This window comes from Nocardioides baekrokdamisoli, assembly GCF_003945325.1.
Classification (GTDB): Bacteria; Actinomycetota; Actinomycetes; order Propionibacteriales; family Nocardioidaceae; genus Nocardioides; species Nocardioides baekrokdamisoli.
On record NZ_AP019307.1, the window covers coordinates 928,995 to 949,484 of the forward strand.

A 20,490-nucleotide genomic window follows, 5' to 3' on the forward strand; every position below is an offset into this window, starting at 1 on the left:
CGTCAGGCGTCGTAGTCCACAGACAACGTCGGTGTGGTCGGGTGCGATTGGCACGTGAGGACGTACCCGGCGTCCACAGCGGCCGATGGCAGGGCGAAGTTCTGTTCCATCGTCGCCGACCCCATCAACACCTTCGCCTTGCAGGTGCCGCAGGCTCCGCCGAGGCAGGCGTACGGCGCATCGAGGCCGGCCTTCAGGGCGGCTTCGAGGACCGTGTCCCCCGCCGCGAGATCGACCTCGCGCTGGCGACCCCGCAGGCCGATGTTCACGGTCGCTGCGGTGAAATCGTCGGTGACCCTGCGCTGCTGGAAGCCGTGGAAGAGCTCCACGTGAACCCGGCCTGATTCCGCGCCGTGCTCGAGGAGCAGGTCACGCAGGTCGGTCACCATCTCAACCGGGCCGCACAGGAACCATTCGTCGACAGAGTCGATCGCCAGATCGACCTCGAGCCACGTCGCGAGTTTGGCACTGTCGACGCGCCCGCGCAGATCTGCGGGGTGTCGCGGATCGCGGGAGCGAACGTGGATGATCCGGAGCCGATCGGCGTACCGCGCCTCCAGGTCCTCGAGTTCCTCACGGAACATCGTGCTGTCGGCGTCCCGGTTGCCATAGATCAAGGTGAAGCGACTCTCCGTCTCCACCGCGAGGGTGGTCTGGACGATCGACAACGCGGGAGTGATGCCGCTGCCGGCCACCATCGCGACGTACGTCCTCCTCGCCAAGGCGTCGAGTGGCGTGCCAAATGAACCCGTCGGGGTCATCAGTTCGAGCGTGTCGCCGGCACGCAGGTGCTCCATCGCATGGGTGGAGAAGGCTCCGCCCGGAATGTGCTTGACGGCGATCGCCAGCGTGTCCGAGACAGCCGATGAACAGACGGAGTAGTTGCGCCGGACACCCTCGCCGCCGAGGTCCGTACGGACGGTGATGTGCTGACCGGGCTCGAAGGAGAACTGGTCGCGCAACTCATCGGGCACGTCGAACTGGATCAGCACGCTGTCGTCAGTCAACCGGTCGACGCTGGCGATCGGGACAGTGTGGAACACGGCCGCGCGGACGGAGGAGCGCTTCGGCATCCGGATGGGCAGGAGACGGGCCAGTTTGCCGTTCAGCATCTTCCACTCGCGGTACTCACTCGGATCCAGCTGCTGGCCGAACACGGTGCCGATCGCGGCGTCCCGCTCAAGGTAGGCGTCCTCGTTGCGCTTCCACGCCGCGACGTAGCGGTGGAAGGGAATCGAGGGGTGCAGGTGGTGGACGAGGTGGTAGTTCTGCGAAAGCAACAGGGGCGTGAGGATCCATTCAGAGCCCACGCGGTTGCGCGTCGCGCGGTAGCGGTTCTCCTGCTGGGTGTCCTCGAGGTCGTGGTGCGGCAACCAGTCGAACCACCACGCCAGGACGAACATCGCGACGCGCTCGGGGATCAGGTAGACCACAGCCAGCATCCAGAGGTGTCCGGTGAAGGCTGAGGTGACGATCAGTGCGATGCTCACCACAAGCAGGAACGCGGTCTCCAACACCTCTCCGCGGGGTCGGCGCTTGACGTTGCGCACCAGGAACGTCAGGTACGGCACGTCCATGAGTGGAAAACGAACCGGAAGCTGCCACCAAGGAGCGCCGCTCACGAAATGGTCGGGATCGCTCCCGTCGTCGTCGTTGGTGTTGCGATGGTGCTCGATGTGGATGAACGCGAACGACCTGAACGAGATCAGCGGCGAGACGAAGAGCATCGCGACTCGTCCGAAGGCCACGTTCACCCAGCGGTGGGTGCTGATCGAATAGTGAGCGGCGTCGTGCACCACGGTGAACAGCACGAAGATCGCGGTCGCGCTGAGCGCGATGGTCGCCGCCCCTGGCAGCCGATGGGCCAGCGCCGCCCAACTGGAGAACGCAAAGGCCGCGAGCGCTCCGGAGAAGATCCCGACGATGGGCCACGAGATCGTCGGGACCTCTTCGCCGGGGTCAGGAAGCGCATGACGAGTGGCTACTGGCGCGGGCTGCCTTGTCGTTGCTGACATGACATTCAAGATATGAATGGCGAACCAATCCCACCAGTGGTGCCGCGCCCACGTCGATGTGCGCGCAGCACATGCTGGTCAGGTTCGGTCGGGTTCCGAGGTGAGCACCACGGAGCCGAGCACCTGGACCAGCCGAAGCGCCGCGTGCAACTCCGCGACACGGTCCGTGGCGGGCCGCCCACGACGTTCCTCAGCACGGCGTACGCGCTGCAGGACGGTGTTGCGGTGGACGCCAAGCTCCTCAGCCGCTGCTGCCAGCCCTCCTTGTGCGTCGAGCACCGCCAACAGCGCGCGTCGTTCCTCGTCCTCGCGGCGCCCCTGGACCGCCAGGGCCCCGAGTTCGGACACGACGAACGAGCGGGCAAGGTCCACGTCGCGGCTCATCGCGTCCACCAGGGCGACGTCGGCGTACGACGTGACTTGAACTGCCTGCCCCGAGATCTCCATCACCCGCCGGCCACGTTGGGCCTGAGCGTGGGAGTCACGGAAGCCGTCCGGGCCCTGCGCCGGAGTGCCGATGGAGATGTGGACCGTCTTGGGGATCTGTTCGGTCAATGTCGCGAGGTCAGCTGATGCCACTACGGGAGCACGGGTCGTGGAGACCCAGCCCCATAGCGCACGGGCGCCGTCTGCGACGAGCAAGGGATGGGGCGAACCGAGGTGGGCACTGACGGCAGTCCCAACCCGCGTGAGGTCGGTGTCGTCGCGATCGGTCCAGCAGACGAACGCCGTCTGCCATCCGGTGAGCCGATGGGACAGGGTGCGCTCGGCGCGCGCCAGGTCGATCTTGTCGCCCCGGATCAGCCCACGGACCGCATCGGTCCGCGCCGCACGGACTCGGTTCTGAATGCGGTCAAGCTCGGCCACGTACTCGGCGGCGACCTCGCTGGAGATGCGGTCGGTGTAGGCAAAGGCGAACCGTTGCATGGTGGCCACGACCGCGAGGGCGAGGGCCGGATCGGACACCACGTCGGCGATTGCGGCCACGATTCGCTCGCTGAAGTAGGCGTGACCGATTCGGTAGAAGCGCAGCATCACATCGACGCTGTAGCCGCGGCCCGCCATGGCGCGGGCATGCTCAAGAGCGGTGACTGGCGCTGTCGCGGCGCTCACATCGATACCGTGCCGCACCATTGAGAGTGCTGCCTCGAGGTTCGACGAGCACGATCCGAGCGTCAGGCCGCGGAGGTCGTCATCGGCACTGGCCTCCGGAATGCGTTCGAGGATGTAGTCGAGCATCGCATCGGCGTACGAAGACACGTCCCCCAGAAGCTCAGCGGCAGTCCGGCGCATCTCCATCACCAAGGACTCGGGCAACTCTGCCGACTCACCTACATCCATCTCGAGAGACTATCGAGGGCGCAGAGCAACTCGACACTCACGATCATCCGATGACTCGTCAGCCGCTTGTGACGTTCTGACGTGCGCGGCTGGCAGGAGCCGGAGGGAAGCGGCCTCGAGGGCCCGCGACCGAAGAACAACGCAGCGAACGCGCCGCCGAGGGCGTCAGAGGTTGATCATGTGGCCGACGATGCCCTCCACGGCTTCCTTCACGGACTCACCCAGGGTCGGGTGCGCGAAGACGTTGCGGGAGACCTCGTCGGCGGTGAGGTCCCACTTCTGCGCCAGCGTGAGCACCGGCAGGAGTTCGGTCACGTCGGGGCCGATCATCGCGGCGCCGATGATCTCGTTGTACTTCGCGTCCGCGATGATCTTGACGAAGCCGACCGGCTCGCCGAGGCCCATGGCCTTGCCGTTCGCGGAGAACGGGAATGTCGCGGTCTTCACGTCGTAGCCCTTGTCCTTGGCCTGCTGCTCGCTGTAGCCGAAGGAAGCGATCTGCGGGTGACAGTAGGTGGCGCGCGGGATGAAGTCGATCTCGACCGGCATCGTCTCGACGCCGGCGATGGTCTCGGAGACGACGACACCCTGGGCCTCGGCGACGTGCGCGAGCATCATCAGACCAGTGACGTCGCCAATGGCGTAGACGTTCGGGACGTTGGTGCGGCCGAAGTCGTCAACCTTGATCGCGCCGCGGTCAGTGGTCGCGACGCCGGTCGCCTCGAGGCCGTACCCGGCCAGTCGCGGCGCGAAGCCGAAGGCAGCGAGCATCTTGTCGGCCTTGAGGACGGTCTCCTCACCACCGGCGGACGGGGCGACGGTGACCTCAACGCCCGAACCGGCGTCGACGGCACCCTTGACAGCGGTGGAGAGAAGGACGTTGACGCCCAACTTCTTGTAGTGACGCAACAGTTCCTTGGAGACGTCGGCATCCTCGGTCGGGACCATCCGGTCCGCGTACTCGACGATGGTGACGTCGACCCCGAAGTTCTGCATGACGTACGCGAACTCGACGCCGATCGCTCCGGAGCCGCCGATGATCATCGACTTCGGCAGGTTCGAGTCGAGGATCTGCTCCTCGTAGGTGACGATGTTCTGGCCGTTCGGCACCACACCCGGGACCGAGCGGACGGTCGCGCCGGTGGCGATGATCAGGTTGTCGAAGGTGTGCTCAGTGTTGGCACCATCCTTCGCGACCGAGATCGAGGTCGGCGAGGTCAGCGTGCCCCAGCCGTCGATCTCGGTGATCTTGTTCTTCTTCATCAGGAAGTGGACGCCCTTGACGATGCCCGCCGAGACCGCGCGCGAGCGCTCCCACGTCGGGCCGTACGACATCGTTGCGTCACCCTCGATGCCGTACTTGGCCTTGTCATGCTTGAGCGTGTGCGCCAGCTCGGCGTTCTTCAGCAGGGCCTTGGACGGAATGCAACCGACGTTGAGGCAGACACCACCCCAGTACTTGTCCTCGACCACGGCAACGGACTTGCCGAGCTGGGCTGCGCGGATGGCGGCGACGTAGCCACCAGGGCCAGCACCGAGTACGAGAACGTCGAAATGGGTCACGGGAGCCAGCGTAGTGCGCCCGCAGTCGGGTTACGCAGAGCGGTTCAGCACTGAAACGATCGGGATCGGATATCTGTCCTCATCGGTGGCCACGTGGATCGCCTGGATGCACACGGACTGGGCTCGAGCAGCTGAGTTGAGCGCGCGCGCCTGAGCCGGATCTGCCGCGGTCGCCGGGATGCAAACGGATCTCCAGAGGGGACCTCGGAACTGCCACTTCTCGTCCACACCGACGATCTGGCCCTCGCATTCCACAGCGCAGACGTCCGGCTCATGCGAGTCGCGCTGAGCCACGCGAGAGTGGCCTCCTCGCACGTATGATTGGAGTATGACGATCAGGATCACCGTCAGCCTTCCGGACGAGATCGTCCACAAGGCCCAGCAAGCGGTCGCCGCCGGACAGGCCGCGTCAGTCTCGGCGTACGTCGCCGACGCGATCTCCGAGAAGCAACACGGGGTGCCTCTCGGAGAGCTTCTGGCCGCGTGGGATGCCGAACTCGGCAGGCCCAGTGACGAGGTCTACGCCTGGGCCGAAGCCGAACTCGACCGAACGGATGCCGAATGGGCAGCCCAACGCACAGCGAAGGCCTGACGCTGGACGCGGGCGCCCTGATTGGCATCGATCGTGGCTCTGAGTCCGTGCGAGTGATCGTGGAGCGCTGCTTCGCCCGCGGCGGTGAGGTGCATGTGCTCCCTGAAGTCATCGCCCAGGCATGGCGGGGCGGAGCTCGCTCGGCGCGACTCGGTCAGTTCCTCGCCGCACCCGGCGTCGTCACTCCGCTCTACGGCCAGCCGAGTGCCCGACGCGTCGGCGGACTGTCGGGCGCCTGCGGGCACACCGATGTGATCGACGTCCACGTTGCACTCCATGCCCGCGAGCGCGGCCATCGGGTGGTGACCAGTGATCCGGATGACATCCGGGCGGTGGATCCAACGCTGCCGATCATCACGATCTGACGTGGCCCTTGACCTGACGGCCACAGGCATCAGGCTGTTGCCATGACCATTCCTCAGCGCACCCTCGGCACGGCGTCCCCGCTCACCGTCTCGGCGATCGGCCTGGGCTGCATGGGCATGTCCGAGTTCTACGGGACACCCGACGAAGCAGGCGGCATCGCCACGATCCACCGGGCTCTCGACCTCGGCGTCACGTTCCTGGACACCGCCGACATGTACGGCCCGTTCACCAACGAGATGCTGGTCGGGAGGGCGATTGCGGGTCGCCGCGACGAGGTCCAGGTGGCCACCAAGTTCGGCAACGAACGTCGGCCCGACGGGAGCCGCGTCGGCATCAACGGTCGCCCGGAGTACGTACGCTCCGCTTGTGACGCGTCCCTGCAACGCCTCGGCGTCGACCACATCGATCTCTACTACCAGCACCGTGTCGACCAGAGCGTCCCGATCGAGGAGACCGTCGGCGCGATGAAGGAGCTGGTCGACGCCGGCAAGGTACGCCACCTGGGCCTGTCGGAGGCCTCCGCGCAGACGATCCGTCGTGCCCACGCGGTGCACCCGATCACCGCCCTGCAGACGGAGTACTCACTGTTCACCCGCGACCTCGAGAGCGAGATCCTGCCGACGCTTCGCGAGCTCGGCATCGGGCTCGTGCCGTACTCGCCCCTGGGCCGCGGCATCCTCACCGGCGCGATGACGGCGGATGGTCTGGCAGGGCCGGGAGAGGTACGCGGCAGCGCGTACTTCCCGAGATACAGCGGCGAGAACCTCGACACCAACCTGGCACTGGCCGGCCGGCTGCGGGGATTGGCCGAGCACCGGGGGTGTACGTCGGGCCAGCTCGCGCTCGCCTGGGTGCTGGCTCAGGGTGACGACGTGGCACCGATCCCGGGGACCAAGCGGGTGAAGTACCTCGAGGAGAACGTCGGAGCGATCGAGGTGACCCTGGACGCCTCGGAGGCTGCCGCGATCGCCGCGGCTGTGCCGGCCGACGAGGTCGCGGGCCTTCGGTACGGCGATCTCAGCAACGTCAACGTCTGAGGTCCGCGAGCCGCCGAGCGAGGCCGATCCGCGCACCCGCCATCATCCGGCGATGGTTCCAGGTCAGCATCGGCCTGCCTGCGGAGACGATCCAGTTCGGCACTGTCATCAGGTCGACCTCCTGCGCGAAGTCGAGACGCGTACGCGGCTCGTCGGCCGAGCCCGTCGACACCAAGGTCCACTGGGCCCAACCCTCGAGGTCACCGGCGATGTCGACCTTCACCGTCGGCAGCTCACGGCAGACCGCATGCAGGTGCATCTCGAGCGTGTACGGCAACCGCGCCCGGCACAGCACGATCGCGTCGTCGTCGCTCACCTTCGCCACCGCGCGGACCTCGGACCACCATTCCGGATAGCGCTCCAGATCGACGAGCACGTCGCGTACGAGCTCAGGTGAGCCGTCGACCTCCCACGAGTCGACGAACCGGAACGACCGGTCAGCCAAGGTCGGCGGCGTCGAAGGCATCGGGAAGGATCTCGCTCATCGGCTTCAGTCCGGTCGGCGTCATCACCTGAAGCGCCGCGCCGCCGTGCTCCCAGAGCAGTTGTCGGCAGCGTCCGCAGGGCATCAGCACCTCGCCGGCCCCGTTGACACAGATGACGTGGGTCAGCCGGCCGCCACCGGAGGCGTGCAGGGCCGAGACGAGACCGCACTCAGCACACAGGGTGAGGCCGTACGACGCGTTCTCGACGTTGCACCCGGTCACGATCCGGCCGTCGTCCACCAGCCCGGCAGCTCCGACGGCAAAGTTCGAATAGGGCGCGTACGCGAGCGCAGCGACATCCAGCGCCGCGGACCGCAATCGCTCCCACATCAGACGTCGGTGCCGTCGTACGCCGCGAGGATCTGGTCGGCCGCAGCCGGCGCCTGCAGGTCGCCGGCCAGCACCTGAGCCTTGACCGCGTCGCGGATCGCACGGACGCCCGCGGAGTGCTGCAGACGTTCCTCCAGTTCCTCACGCACCAGCGCCCAGGTGAAGTCCAGCTGCTGCTCGGCACGTTTGCGGGCGAGTCCGTCGGCGCCGAGCCGATCGCGGTGCTGCTCGATCTCGTGCCACACCACGTCGAGGCCCTTGTGGTGCAGACCGGAGTAGGTGACGACCGGCGGCGCCCCAGCCGTGCCCCGGACCAGACGCAGGGCGCCCGCGAGTTCGCGGGCGGCCGCACGCGCGGCGATCTCCTGGTCTCCGTCATCGGCCTTGTTCACCGCAACCACATCGGCGATCTCGAGGATGCCTTTCTTGATGCCCTGAAGCTGATCGCCGGTGCGGGCGATCGTGAGGAACAGGAAGGTGTCGACCATGCTCGCCACGGTGACCTCGGACTGGCCGACACCCACGGTCTCGACCAGGACGACGTCATAGCCAGCCGCCTCCACGATGGTCATCGCCTGGGCAGTGGCACGTGCGACGCCACCGAGGGTCCCCCCTGAGGGCGACGGACGGATGTAGGCATTCGGATCGACGCTGAGCTGCGCCATCCGGGTCTTGTCACCCAGCACCGAGCCACCGGTACGCACCGAGGACGGGTCGACCGCCAGCACTGCGACTCGATGGCCGGCGGCGGTCAGATTCGTGCCCAGCGCCTCGATCGTCGTCGACTTGCCAACCCCGGGAACTCCCGAGATGCCGACCCGGATCGCTCCCCCGGCGTGCGGCGTCAAGGCAGCCAACAACTCGCGTGCCTGAGCCCGGTGAGCCGGCTTCTTGGACTCGACCAGGGTGATCGCGCGGGAGACGGTCGCCCGCTGGCCGGCGAGCACTCCGTCGACGAGCGCGGCCACCACGTCTTTCACCGGCTCGGTGTCGAGAGGCCTCGCGTTCACGCCAGACAGGCTACCGACCAGCGCGGCGGTCGCCCGTCAGGTCGTCCGCGGCACGGCGGGTGCCGGGGATGAAGAATCCTTCAGGAGCCGTGGGCGACTGAGCGCCTCGGGCGAGCGCTACAGCGCAGTTGGGGCATCCGTGGGGGAATTCGTGGCTCGCGTAATCGTGCTCTGGCCACAGGATCAGCATCGACAGCGGGACACCGCAGGCGGCTTCGTGCGAGCCCTCTGCGCAGGCGTGGATCGCTCCGGCGGGCGCGTACGTGCGCTTGACCCGCCAGACCGGTACCCGGATCGCCACCTCGGTGGACTTCCCCGATGAAGCCACGTAGAACATGGACCAAGTCTAAGGCCTCTGGCACGATGAATTCATGGCTCGTGTATCCCGGATTGTTGCTGCAGCGGTCGCTGTTGTGGTCGTGGTGCTCCCGGTGGCTGGTTCGGCCGGCGCCGTGACCAGCGACTCGGCGCGCATCATGCCCATGGGCGAGGGCGGCTGCTGCTGATCAGAAGGTCCGTGTCGCGCGACGTACGAACGTCGCGCGACGGGCTGGCAGCGCGCCCGCAGCGACCGCGCCTGCACGGAATGCGTCCACGGCAGCCTGATGGTGGCCGGCCTCAGCGAGAAGGTCCCCCAACTCGTACCAGAGGCGGCTCACCCGATGATCGGCTCCCAGTTCGCTGAGCAACCTCACGGCTTCGCGGTACGCCGACGCGGCATCCTCGGTTCGGCCCTCTGCCGCAGCGATCTGTCCGGCAAGGGACGCGGCGTATGCACGCACGACGACGTCGGCCTCTGGCAGGCCCGACTCCGCCCGCTCCAGCGCCGCGCTGGCATCCGCGGTGTCTCCGGCCATCAGGTGGGCACGTGCTCGCGTGACGAGCAGCGCAGATCGGCCAGAGACCGATCCCGCGGACCAGTCCATCTCCTGCTCGGCGCGATCGAGCATCTCGAGCGCTGCCACCGGGTCCGGTGGATCCATCGACAGATGAAGATCTGCAGCCTCGGAGCGCACGGCAGCCAGGGCACGCATGTCGTCGGCCTCCTCGAAGATCGCCAGCGCCTTGCGTGAGAAGTCCGCCGCCGCCGCGTACTTGCCGCGTCGTCCCTGAATGATGCTGGCGTTCCAGTACGCCGAGCCGCGAGCCACCGGGGATGAGCCGTGCCGATCCGCGGTCTCCAGGGCTCGCAGACACATCCGGAGGGCTCGATCGTTGTCCCCGAGAGTGGCGTACGCCCAGGCCACGGTGACACTCAACTGAATCGCCTCGGTGGATCCTTCGAGGCCCAGGTCCCGGGCGGCCGCCGAGGCCCGCTCGCCGAACTCGATCGAGGCTGCAGCGTCACCGGCCTGGCGATAGCAGCGGCACAACGCGATCGACGCCCGCAGCCAGGCAGGGTCGACGGACGCCTCAGCCGTGAGGTCCTCCAACACCAGGATCGCCTCGTTGTAGTCACCGACGCCTTCGAGCGCGCGGGCACGTACGAAGGCGGCGGCGGGCGCGAGCGCAGGCGCCTCACCAAGCCCTGCGATCACCTCCGTGATCGACGTCAACGCGGCGGCGGCGTCTCCGGAGACGAGCTGAAGTTCTGCATGGTCCAGCGCCACGCGCAGGCGTTGCTCGTCCTCATTGACCGGATCGACGAGAAGATCCTCGAGCGAGATCCCGATGCGTTGTGCCATGCGCGTCAGCAGGGCGAATTCCGGGCGGCGGTGGCCGGCCTCGATCCGGGACAGGTACGCCGCGGAGACCTCGCTGGCGACCACAGCTTCCTGGGTCAACCCAGCGCCGAGACGTGCCAGGCGGAGCCGCTTCCCGAGGACGACCGGATCAACGGACCGGCTCAACTCGACCAATCGCGAATCCATGCAGCCCCTGCCCTCCGAGTCACGTGCGCCGCCGAACCAGCCCGCCCGCAAGGCCCCGAGATGGCCCGACGGACAGGTCCAGCGACGTACGTTGCACAGTGGATACCCGAATCCACCTTGCCTCATCAGCATAACAAGACATGTCAAGCGACCAGGCAAGCGCTCCGGAATGCGAATGGGCGGCCACCGTCGTGGTGACCGCCCATTCGCCGGATGTCAGTGACCCAAGCCTGCGGAGATCTGAGCCAGCAGTTCCAGCGCCGACTCCGAGATCACAGTGCCCGGCAGGAAGACCGCCGCGGCGCCCATCTCCTTCAGCGTCGGGACGTCGTCCGGCGGGATGACTCCGCCGATCACGACGACGATGTCCTCGCGGCCCTGGTCCTTGAGTGCCTGCTTGAGCGCCGGCAGCAAGGTGAGGTGGCCCGCGGCCAGCGACGAGACGCCGACGATGTGCACGTCCGCGTCCACGGCCTGCTGGGCGACCTCTTCGGGGGTCGAGAACAGCGGGCCGACGTCGACGTTGAAACCGAGGTCGGCGAAGGCGGACACGACCACCTTCTGACCGCGGTCGTGGCCGTCCTGGCCCATCTTCGCGACGAGGATGCGCGGGCGACGGCCCTCGTCCTCCTCGAACTTCGCCGTGGCCGCGAGCACCTTCGCCGCGACCTCGTCGTTGCCGACCTCGTTCTTGTACACGCCGGAGATCGTACGGATCACGGCCTGGTGACGGCCGTACGTCTTCTCCATGGCGTCCGAGATCTCTCCGACGGTCGCCTTTGCCCGAGCAGCGTTGACCGCGAGCTCCAGCAGGTTGCCGGTGCCCTTTTCAGTCGCGCCGGTGATGGCGGCGAGGGCTTCCGCGACGGCCTTCGGGTCGCGCTCGGCACGCAGACGCTCAAGCTTCGCGATCTGGGCCGCGTACACCTCGGCGTTGTTGACCTTGAGCACGTCGAGCTTGTCCTCGGACGGCAGCCGGAAGGTGTTGACGCCGATGACCTTCTGCGCGCCCGAGTCGATACGGGCCTGCGTACGCGCCGCTGCCTCCTCGATGCGCATCTTCGGGATGCCCTGCTCGATCGCCTTGGCCATGCCACCGGCGGCCTCGGCCTCCTGGATGTGCGCCCAGGCACGGGCGGCGAGGTCGCGGGTCAGCTTCTCGACGTAGTACGAACCGGCCCAGGGGTCGATCGAGTACGTCGTCCCGCTCTCCTGCTGCAGCAGCAACTGGGTGTTGCGAGCGATGCGGGCCGAGAAGTCGGTCGGCAGCGCGATCGCCTCATCGAGGGCGTTGGTATGCAGAGACTGCGTGTGACCCTGGGTCGAAGCCATCGCCTCGATCGCGGTACGGCCGACGTTGTTGAACACGTCCTGGGCCGTGAGCGACCAGCCCGAGGTCTGGCTGTGCGTACGCAGTGACAGCGACTTGGCCGACTTCGGGTCGAAGTCGCGTACGAGGCGGCTCCACAGCGCACGGGCAGCGCGCATCTTCGCGATCTCCATGAAGAAGTTCATGCCGATCGCCCAGAAGAAGGACAGGCGCGGCGCGAAGGCGTCGACGTCCAGACCGGCTGCCAGACCGGTGCGGATGTATTCGACACCGTCCGCCAGCGTGTACGCGAGCTCGAGGTCAGCCGTCGCTCCGGCCTCCTGCATGTGGTAGCCGGAGATCGAGATCGAGTTGAACCGGGGCATGTGTGCGGCGGTGTAGCTGAAGATGTCGCCGATGATCCGCATCGACGGCGCCGGCGGGTAGATGTAGGTGTTGCGGACCATGAACTCCTTGAGGATGTCGTTCTGGATCGTCCCCGCGAGCTGCTCCGGCTTCACCCCCTGCTCCTCGGCAGCAGCGATGTAGAGGGCCATGACCGGCAGCACGGCACCGTTCATCGTCATCGAGACCGACATCTGGTCGAGCGGGATGCCCTCGAACAACGTGCGAGTGTCGTAGATCGAGTCGATCGCCACACCGGCCATGCCGACGTCGCCGCGTACGCGCGGATGGTCGGAGTCATAGCCACGGTGGGTGGCGAGGTCGAATGCGACCGACAGACCCTTCTGACCCGCGGCCAGGTTGCGACGGTAGAAGGCGTTGGACTCCTCGGCGGTGGAGAACCCTGCGTACTGGCGGATGGTCCACGGCTGCGAGGTGTACATCGTCGGGTACGGGCCGCGCAGGAACGGGCTCAGCCCCGGGTAGGTGTCGAGACCGTCGGCTCCGGCGAGGTCAGCCGGGGTGTAGAGGCCCTTGACCTCGATGCCCTCGGGAGACTCCCAGGCGTCACCGCCCGTCGGAGCGCTGCCGGTGGAGCTGAACTCGAAGTCAGCAAAATTCTTCGGGATGCTCATGCCAACTTCTCCCTCGTCGTGGTCAGGAACGCAAGGGCGTCGACGCCCATCGCGGCCGAGTCGTCGGCGTAGTCAGTGGGCTTGCCCGCGATGACGATCCACTGCGCACCCCTGCCACGCATCGCATCAGCCGCCTCCTGTCCCCATTCCGCATACGCGGCGTCGGACCCGGCGAGCACGACGACCGGCTGGCCGTCATAAGCAGCGACCAACTCGGTGGCGTTCTTGGTGGCTCCCGCGACGTCCACTCCGATGCCACCGGCAGCGAGCAGGTTGCTCGCGAAGGTTGCCCGGGCCGTGTGCTGGGCGACGGTGCCGAGGGTGGCCAGGAACGCGTTGTTCGCGGCCGGCTGATCGCGCAGGGCCTCGAAGGAGGCTCCGTAACGGCGAACCCGGTCGTTCAGCGGGTCGGCCTCACGCGCCGGAAGCTCCTCGCCGAGGTTCGGGAACTCCGAGACGCCGGTGATCGGACGCTTGCGCTTCGCGATCTCGGTCTCGCGCCGGGCGACGACAGCGTCGATCCGGGCCTTGAATGGCGCGAAGTCCTCGCCGTTCTCCCACTCCGCCTCGATCTGGACGAATTCCGCCCAGCCCTTGGCTGCCGTGTCGGCAGTGAGCTGTTCGACGGCGTACGAACCGCCGGCCGGGTCGGTCACGACCGCGACATGGGACTCATCGATGAGGAGGTGGTTGACGTTGCGCGCAATCCGTCGCCCGAACCCGTCCGGGCGCCCGTTGGCGGAGTCGAACGGCAACACGGTCACCGCATCCGCACCGCCGACACCGGCGGCGAACGCAGCAATGGTGCCGCGCAGCATGTTCACGTACGGGTCGTACTTGCTGAACATCGGCCGGGACGTGACGGCGTGCTGACGCTGCTCGACCTCGCCGGTCGAGCCCGCCGGGACCCCCGAGATCTCGAGGACCCGCGCCCAGAGCTGGCGGGCCGCGCGCAGCTTCGCGATCGTCGGGAACTGCTCGTCGGTCGCTGCGTAGCGGAACTCGATGAGCTTCGCCGCGTCCGCGACGGACAGGCCGTGGTCGGTCAGCCAGCGCAGGTACGCGACGCCGACAGCGATCGACCAGCCGAGCTCCTGAGCGTCACTGGCGCCGAGGTCGTGGGCTGCCGTGGCGTCCACGACGATCGCGCGAATGCTGTTCTTCCGGGCGAGTTCGGCGAGCTGCTTGAGCTCGTCGATGGCCTCGTCCACCGCCACCGGCAGATCACGCAGCAGCGCGCCGAGCGGGTCCGCACCGAGGTTGGTGTCCTCGTGGAAGTCGACAGCGAGCTTCAGGAACGCCTTGGCCGTCTCCACGGTTGCCGTCGGGGCATCGAGGACGACGGGGGCCAGATCGAGCAGTACGCCCTTGAGCGTCGCATCCAGGTCGGTGCTCTCGTCCGCGTGTAGCCACAGCGAGGTGACACCGCCGTCGAGGTCGACCAGCGCGTTCTCGTTGGCAGCCTTGGCGTTCGGGTCGGCCACGATCGCGCGGATGTCCCAGGCGCCTGCGCGGCTCGGGCGCAGCGCCGTCACCGGCTCACCCGGGAGGCCGAGCGGAGTGATCTCGATGTCGTCGAGGGTTTTGCGGGTCAGCTTGGCCCACACGGCAGCATCGGCGTCGGACTCTGCGAGTCGACCGGCCTTGCGGAGGACAGCGGCCGTAGCCGCCTCCCACTCCGCCTGCGTGTGTGCATCCTCTGGCTGGGCCAGGGTCACGGGCGCGTCAGTCACAACTGTCCACGATACCGGCGGCCGAGGCCGCCAACACTACCGACAACGAACATGAGATGACCCTCACATACGCCACGCGGTCCCGCCGCCGCTCAGGTCTCGAGCGCCGCCTTCAGGTGAGTGTTGCGTTGCCGGAGCAGTTTTGCCATGTACGCGGTGAGCCCCACCTGCTCCACGAGGATGCCGATCGGGCCGGCAGGTGCTGCGAACTCCACGACGTCGATCATCCAGGTGCCGTCGTCTACTGACTCGAACCAGTGTTCATGGCGCCATCGCTTGAACGGTCCGCGGAGCTGCTCATCGACGAAGAACGACGGCCGCTCGTACGCACTGATGAGCGACGTCATCCGTACCGGGATCCCGAAGTGGCGCGCCGCCCAAGCGACCTGGTCGCCCAACTCCATGACCCCGCTGGTGACGCCGGCGACAGCCCGCTCCCCCGAGGGGTCCATTGACTCGACGTGGAAATCCACCGACAGGCTCAGGTCGAAACAGGCCTCGATCGGCGCGTGGATCACGGTCTCGAGGCGGATCACCGGCACCAGCCCAGCCTCGCACAGACAGGTAGGTCGCGAACTCACTCACATGTGAGTGAGGCGGTCACGTACCCTCCCGCTCATGAAGGCGACCGAACCAGGCGGCGGGACGTACACACTGCGGCGACGCTGGTGGCCGTGGCGATGGAAGCAGCGCAACATCGGAGACGGGACCTTCTTCGACACATTCCCCGACTTCGGCGGGGTCGATGACATAGCGGGCGCGCTGCTCGTCCTGGTCCTCGGGCTGGTCGCCGCGATCCTGCTGCCGGTGATCCTCGTCCTTCTGATCACCGGCATCGAGTGGATCCTCCTGCTCATGCTGATGCCGATCGCGGTCGCGGGGCGGGTCGTCCTCGGCAAGCACTGGACCATCGAGGTCCGTCATCAGGACCAGTTGTGGGAGATCGACGGCGGCACCTGGCGCGAGTCTCAGGCGACGCTCCAGCAGATCGCCACGCAGATCGAATCCGGCAACTCTCCGGATCTCGGCGCGGCCGTTGCCTGAGCGAAGTTCACCTCCCGTCCACCCCCACTCCCCCCGCCGGTCGAGCGACCGCCTCACGCTGGCCCCATGCGGGTCATGCTGGTTACTGATTCCTTGTTCGCCGGCGAGCCGGGCCGTGGCGCCACCACGACGACGAAGGCGATCGCCGACCGCCTGATCGACCTCGGCCACGAGGTGCGGTTCCTGGCCCCGGCACCGGGGCTCACGCGTTACAAGCAGAGCGAGGTCGTACGCCTCAACCCCCTGACCAAGCCGGGACGGCAGGTCAACGAGGCGATCACGTACTGGAACCCCGACGCCGTCCTCGTCGTCACCCCGGGCCGCTTGGGCCGCAAGGCGCTGAAGCACGCGCAGGTGATGGGCATCCCCACTGTGGCGATCGAGCAGCACGCCGTGAGCGACTCCGAACTCGACTACTGGCGCAGCAAGGTCGCCCAGCGCAGTGACCTCCTCGTCGTGACCAGCAACTGGATGGCCGATCGTCTGGCGCTGGCCGGGATCGACGCCCGGGTATGGATGCCCGGCATCGACACCGACGCCTTCTCGCCCGCGCTGCGCGACGAGCACCTGCACCACAAGTGGTCGAAGGGCGAGAGTCTCGTCGTCGTCGGATTCGCAGGACGCCTGGCCAACCGGCATCACGTCCGTCGGCTCGTCGAACTCAACGACCTGCCCGGCATCCGGCCGATCATCATCGGCGACGGACCCCAACAGCAGTGGTTGCGGCAGCGTCTTCCCAGGGCCAAGTTCACCGGCGCCCTGCACACCGGGGACATGGCGGTCGCGCTCGCCAGCCTCGACCTGTTCGTTCACCCTGGCGAGCAGGAGACCTGCTGCCACGCGTTGCGCGAGGCCTCGGCCAGTGGCGTTCCGATCGTCGCACCGGGCGCCGGCGGCGCGCTCGACGTCGTACGCCACCTCGAGACCGGTCTGCTCTACGAGCCCGGTCGCGCCGGCGCCCTGGCCGACGCAGTGGCGGCAGCTGTGGCAGATCCGCAGCGCGCGCTGCTGGGCGGGCACGGCCGCGAGGTCGTACGTGCTCGCTCGTGGCCCACCGCAGTCGATGAGTTGCTGGCGATGTTCCCCGTGAAGGACCTTGCAACACGGCGTACGAACGTTGCGTGAGGGTTAATTTCTGCTCCCGAGCCGCCCAGGCTGCCCTAACGACTTCCGTTGCGAGTAACGTGCAGCCACGTGGCAACCACGACACTCGTATCTGGTGCGCGCGCAGCCCGCACCACGATCGCGCTGAAGCTGGCCATGGCCGCCAGCGGGATCCTGTTCATTCTCTTCGTGCTGGCGCACATGTACGGCAACCTGAAGGCCTTTGCCGGGCATGACGCCTACAACGAATACGCAGCCGGGCTGCGCACGTTGGGGCAGCCGGAGCTTCCGTACTCGGGCGCACTGTGGATCCTGCGCGTCGGCCTGATCGCCGCGCTGATCGTCCATGTCGCCGCCGCGGTCGTGCTCACGCGACGCGCGCACAAGGCCCGCCCGGTCAAGTACGTGGTGAAGAAGAACCGCGGCTCGTCCCTGTCCAGCCGCACCATGCGCTGGGGCGGTCTGACGCTGCTCCTCTTCATCATCTGGCACCTGATCGAGTTCACGATCGTCAAGGTTCCGCTGCAGAGCGGTGTCGACAAGAACGACCCGTACAACCTGCTGGTGAACACCTTCAAGGCTGAGGGCGGCTGGATGACCTACATCTACCTGCTCGCCCTGCTGGCGCTCGCGTTCCACCTGCACCACGGCACCTTCAGCGCGCTGCAGACGCTCGGCCTGACCAACTCCGAGCGCTCGCGTGCCAACGCCCGCGTCGCGGGCTGGGCGGTGGCGGTCGTCGTCGCCGGCGGCTTCGCGCTGGTTCCGCTGTTCACCCTCTTCCACGTCATCAAGTAAGGGCAGACGCATGGCATCGAGCACCAAGGACCTGTCCGGCCTGTACGCCACCAACGAGGCGTCGGTCCAGAAGTCGGACGACGCAGCGGGTTACTACACCCTCGGCGAGAACGTCGTGGACCCCAGCGCGCCGACCGGCGTCATCGCGGACCGCTGGACCAACACCAAGTTCACGAACGCGTTGGTCAACCCGGCCAACCGCCGGAAGCTGAATGTGATCATCGTCGGCACCGGCCTCGCGGGTGGCGCTGCCGCCGCGACGCTCGGCGAGGCCGGCTACAACGTCAAGGTCTTCTGCTACCAGGACTCCCCGCGCCGCGCTCACTCGATCGCGGCGCAGGGCGGCATCAACGCAGCGAAGAACTACAAGGAGGACGGCGACTCGGTCTACCGCCTCTTCTACGACACCGTGAAGGGCGGCGACTACCGCGCCCGCGAGTCGAACGTCTACCGCCTCGCGCAGGAGTCGGTGAACATCATCGACCAGTGCGTGGCGCAGGGTGTCCCGTTCGCGCGTGAGTACGGCGGTCTGCTGGACAACCGTTCCTTCGGTGGCGTTCAGGTCTCGCGTACGTTCTACGCCCGCGGTCAGACGGGCCAGCAGTTGCTGCTCGGCGCGTACCAGGCCCTGGAGCGTCAGGTCGCCGCCGGCACCGTGGAGCAGTTCACCCGCCACGAGATGCTCGAGGTCGTCATCGTCGACGGCAAGGCCCGCGGCATCATCACCCGCGACATGGTCACCGGTGCGATCGACACCCACACCGCCGACGTCGTCGTGCTCGCCTCGGGCGGCTACAGCAACGTGTACTACCTGTCGACCAACGCGATGGGTTCCAACGTCACGGCCGCCTGGCGCGCGCACCGCAAGGGCGCGTACATGGCGAACCCCTGCTACACGCAGATCCATCCGACCTGTATCCCGGTGACCGGTGCGCACCAGTCGAAGCTGACACTGATGTCGGAGTCGCTGCGCAACGACGGTCGCGTCTGGGTGCCGAAGAAGGCCGAGGACTGCGACAAGCACCCCAGCGACATCGCCGAGGACGACCGCGACTACTTCCTGGAGCGGATCTACCCGTCCTTCGGCAACCTGGTCCCCCGCGACATCGCCTCGCGTGCGGCCAAGTACATGTGCGACGAGGGTCGCGGCGTCGGACCTCAGATCGAGGAGCCCGACGGTCAGGGCGGCAAGCGGATGATGCGTCGTGGTGTCTACCTCGACCTGACGGCCGCGATCGCCCGTCTCGGCAAGGACAAGATCGAGGAGAAGTACGACAACCTTCTCGACATGTACGCCCGGATCACCGGCGAGGACCCGTATCAGGTCCCGATGCGGATCTACCCGGCCGTGCACTACGTCATGGGCGGCCTTTGGGTCGGCTACGACCTGCAGACCAACATCGAGGGCCTGTACTGCACCGGCGAGGCGAACTTCTCCGACCACGGCGCGAACCGCCTCGGCGCCTCGGCGCTGATGCAGGGCCTCTCGGACGGCTACTTCGTCCTGCCGAACACGATCCGCGACTACCTGGCCAAGGGTCCGTTCGAGGAGATCTCCGAGGACCACCCGGCCGTCCTCCAGGCGCGCCAGGAAGTCGAGGAGCGCGTCGCGAAGTTCCTGTCGATCCAGGGCACCCAGACCGCGGAGTCCTTCCACAAGCAGCTCGGCCACATCATGTGGGAGTACTGCGGCATGGAGCGCACCGAAGAGGGCCTCAAGACCGCCATCGCAAAGATCCGCGAACTCAAGAGGTCCTTCTGGTCCGACCTCAAGGTGCTGGGCAAGGGCGAGGAGCTCAACCAGGACCTCGAGAAGGCCGGCCGCGTGATCGACTTCATCGAGCTCGGCGAGCTCATGTGCATCGATGCGCTCAACCGCCGCGAGTCCTGCGGTGGTCACTTCCGTGCGGAGTCCCAGACACCTGAGGGCGAGGCGCTGCGTCACGACGACGAGTTCGCGTACGTCGCTGCGTGGGGTTGGGGCGGCGACGAGGGCGGCGCCCAGACGCCGGTCCTGCACAAGGAAGACCTGATCTACACCGCCATCGAGATGAAGCAGAGGTCGTACAAGTAATGAAGCTCACGCTCAAGATCTGGCGGCAGAACCAGGGCGCTGCGACGGGTGCCATCAAGGAGTACCCCATCGATGGCGTGTCCTCCGACATGTCGTTCCTGGAGATGCTCGACCTCCTCAACGAGAACCTCGTCCACGCGGGCGAGGAGCCGGTCGCCTTCGACAGCGACTGCCGCGAGGGCATCTGCGGCATGTGTTCGCTGATGATCAACGGGCAGGCACACGGCCCGGAGGTCACGACGACCTGCCAGCTGCACATGCGCTCGTTCAAGGACGGCGACACGATCACCATCGAGCCGTGGCGCTCCTCGGTGTTCCCGATCGTCAAGGACCTCGTCGTCGACCGTTCGGCGTTCGACCGGATCATCCAGAACGGTGGCTACATCAGCGTCAACACCGGCTCGGCCCCGGAGGCCAACGCGGCTCCGGTCCCGCGTCCCAAGGCGCAGCGCTCGTTCAACACCGCCACCTGCATCGGCTGCGGCGCATGCGTCGCGGCCTGCCCGAACGGCTCGGCCTCATTGTTCCTCGGCGCCAAGATCACCCACCTGGGCGAGCTGCCGCAGGGACAGCCGGAGCGGTACGAGCGGGTCACCTCCATGGTCGCCCAGCACGACCACGAGGGCTTCGGTGGCTGCACGAACATCGGCGAGTGCGCCTCGGCCTGCCCGAAGGAGATCCCGCTCGACGTGATCGCGCAGCTCAACAAGGATCTGCGGACCGCGATCAAGCAGGGTCACTGACCTGGTTGAGGGGTCGTTATTTCACCGTTGAAGGG

The 20,490-nt window shown here is 67.2% G+C and carries 20 protein-coding genes; 9 read left to right on the forward strand and 11 right to left on the reverse strand.

The annotated features are described in order from the left end of the window. Positions 1-2: 2 nt before the first annotated feature. The 3 genes from KCTC_RS04430 to lpdA all read right to left on the reverse strand — a co-directional run bounded on the left by KCTC_RS04430 (position 3) and on the right by lpdA (position 4,919). Positions 3-2,015, reverse strand: coding sequence for a fatty acid desaturase (locus KCTC_RS04430; protein WP_125567125.1), 2,013 nt, complete (start codon positions 2,013-2,015; stop codon positions 3-5). Between the two features lie 78 nt (positions 2,016-2,093). Further along, entirely contained in the window at positions 2,094-3,356 is a 1,263-nt protein-coding gene (locus KCTC_RS04435) for a PucR family transcriptional regulator (RefSeq protein WP_197715246.1), read from the reverse strand. 165 nt (positions 3,357-3,521) lie between these two features. Further along, entirely contained in the window at positions 3,522-4,919 is a 1,398-nt protein-coding gene (gene lpdA / locus KCTC_RS04440) for a dihydrolipoyl dehydrogenase (protein WP_125567127.1), read from the reverse strand. A gap of 328 nt (positions 4,920-5,247) precedes the next feature. On the opposite strand from lpdA, the gene KCTC_RS04445 reads away from it, so the two are divergent. The 3 genes from KCTC_RS04445 to KCTC_RS04455 are packed head-to-tail and all read left to right on the forward strand — an operon-like array spanning position 5,248 to position 6,914. Further along, the gene (locus KCTC_RS04445; RefSeq protein ID WP_125567129.1) at positions 5,248-5,511 is read left to right on the forward strand and encodes a toxin-antitoxin system antitoxin subunit; all 264 of its coding nucleotides are present in this window, start codon (positions 5,248-5,250) and stop codon (positions 5,509-5,511) included. Further along, on the forward strand, positions 5,481-5,876 hold the full coding sequence (locus KCTC_RS04450; protein WP_125567131.1) for a PIN domain-containing protein: 396 nt from the start codon (positions 5,481-5,483) through the stop codon (positions 5,874-5,876). Before KCTC_RS04445 ends, KCTC_RS04450 begins: the two co-directional genes overlap by 31 nt. 42 nt (positions 5,877-5,918) lie before the next feature. Beyond that, positions 5,919-6,914: an aldo/keto reductase gene (locus KCTC_RS04455; RefSeq protein WP_125567133.1), complete on the forward strand. Its 996-nt coding sequence runs from the start codon at positions 5,919-5,921 to the stop codon at positions 6,912-6,914. On the opposite strand, the gene KCTC_RS04460 is transcribed toward KCTC_RS04455, so the two are convergent. Genes KCTC_RS04460 through KCTC_RS04475 form a run of 4 tightly spaced genes read right to left on the reverse strand, consistent with a single transcriptional unit; the run spans position 6,904 to position 9,076 of the window. Next, positions 6,904-7,380 (reverse strand): SRPBCC family protein, encoded by a 477-nt coding sequence (locus tag KCTC_RS04460; protein WP_125567135.1) that lies wholly within the window; start codon positions 7,378-7,380, stop codon positions 6,904-6,906. The genes KCTC_RS04455 and KCTC_RS04460 overlap by 11 nt on opposite strands. Then, the gene (locus tag KCTC_RS04465) at positions 7,352-7,729 is read right to left on the reverse strand and encodes a cytidine deaminase (protein WP_125567136.1); all 378 of its coding nucleotides are present in this window, start codon (positions 7,727-7,729) and stop codon (positions 7,352-7,354) included. Before KCTC_RS04465 ends, KCTC_RS04460 begins: the two co-directional genes overlap by 29 nt. Further along, positions 7,729-8,739, reverse strand: a complete 1,011-nt coding sequence (gene meaB / locus KCTC_RS04470; RefSeq protein ID WP_231998839.1) for a methylmalonyl Co-A mutase-associated GTPase MeaB — start codon at positions 8,737-8,739, stop codon at positions 7,729-7,731. The genes KCTC_RS04465 and meaB overlap by 1 nt, the downstream gene beginning before the upstream one ends. 10 nt (positions 8,740-8,749) lie before the next feature. Continuing rightward, positions 8,750-9,076, reverse strand: coding sequence for a hypothetical protein (locus tag KCTC_RS04475; protein ID WP_125567138.1), 327 nt, complete (start codon positions 9,074-9,076; stop codon positions 8,750-8,752). A 34-nt stretch (positions 9,077-9,110) separates the two neighbouring features. Between KCTC_RS04475 and KCTC_RS15140 the strand changes: the two genes are divergently transcribed. Further along, entirely contained in the window at positions 9,111-9,245 is a 135-nt protein-coding gene (locus tag KCTC_RS15140; RefSeq protein WP_269461443.1) for a hypothetical protein, read from the forward strand. Here the strand turns inward: KCTC_RS15140 and KCTC_RS04480 are convergent, their stop codons facing one another. The 4 genes from KCTC_RS04480 to KCTC_RS04495 form a co-directional block, all read right to left on the reverse strand. Then, positions 9,246-10,610, reverse strand: a complete 1,365-nt coding sequence (locus KCTC_RS04480) for a helix-turn-helix domain-containing protein (protein WP_164512477.1) — start codon at positions 10,608-10,610, stop codon at positions 9,246-9,248. A gap of 216 nt (positions 10,611-10,826) precedes the next feature. Continuing rightward, complete coding sequence (gene scpA / locus KCTC_RS04485; protein WP_125567142.1) at positions 10,827-12,959, reverse strand: methylmalonyl-CoA mutase; 2,133 nt, start codon at positions 12,957-12,959, stop codon at positions 10,827-10,829. After that, a complete protein-coding gene (locus KCTC_RS04490) occupies positions 12,956-14,692 on the reverse strand; it encodes a methylmalonyl-CoA mutase family protein (protein ID WP_125567144.1) in 1,737 nt (578 codons plus the stop codon). The genes scpA and KCTC_RS04490 overlap by 4 nt, the downstream gene beginning before the upstream one ends. Positions 14,693-14,784: 92 nt before the next feature. Continuing rightward, the gene (locus tag KCTC_RS04495; protein WP_125567146.1) at positions 14,785-15,234 is read right to left on the reverse strand and encodes an SRPBCC family protein; all 450 of its coding nucleotides are present in this window, start codon (positions 15,232-15,234) and stop codon (positions 14,785-14,787) included. Positions 15,235-15,310: 76 nt separating this feature from the next. Here KCTC_RS04495 and KCTC_RS04500 point away from each other — a divergent pair, with 76 nt between their 5' ends. The 5 genes from KCTC_RS04500 to KCTC_RS04520 all read left to right on the forward strand — a co-directional run bounded on the left by KCTC_RS04500 (position 15,311) and on the right by KCTC_RS04520 (position 20,455). Further along, a complete protein-coding gene (locus tag KCTC_RS04500) occupies positions 15,311-15,736 on the forward strand; it encodes a hypothetical protein (protein WP_125567148.1) in 426 nt (141 codons plus the stop codon). Between the two features lie 66 nt (positions 15,737-15,802). Then, positions 15,803-16,861: a glycosyltransferase gene (locus tag KCTC_RS04505; RefSeq protein ID WP_125567150.1), complete on the forward strand. Its 1,059-nt coding sequence runs from the start codon at positions 15,803-15,805 to the stop codon at positions 16,859-16,861. 69 nt (positions 16,862-16,930) lie between these two features. Continuing rightward, entirely contained in the window at positions 16,931-17,638 is a 708-nt protein-coding gene (locus KCTC_RS04510) for a succinate dehydrogenase cytochrome b subunit (RefSeq protein WP_125567152.1), read from the forward strand. Positions 17,639-17,648: 10 nt separating this feature from the next. Then, positions 17,649-19,712 (forward strand): fumarate reductase/succinate dehydrogenase flavoprotein subunit, encoded by a 2,064-nt coding sequence (locus KCTC_RS04515; RefSeq protein WP_125567154.1) that lies wholly within the window; start codon positions 17,649-17,651, stop codon positions 19,710-19,712. After that, positions 19,712-20,455 (forward strand): succinate dehydrogenase/fumarate reductase iron-sulfur subunit, encoded by a 744-nt coding sequence (locus KCTC_RS04520; RefSeq protein WP_125567156.1) that lies wholly within the window; start codon positions 19,712-19,714, stop codon positions 20,453-20,455. Before KCTC_RS04515 ends, KCTC_RS04520 begins: the two co-directional genes overlap by 1 nt. The last annotated feature ends 35 nt before the right edge of the window (positions 20,456-20,490 follow it).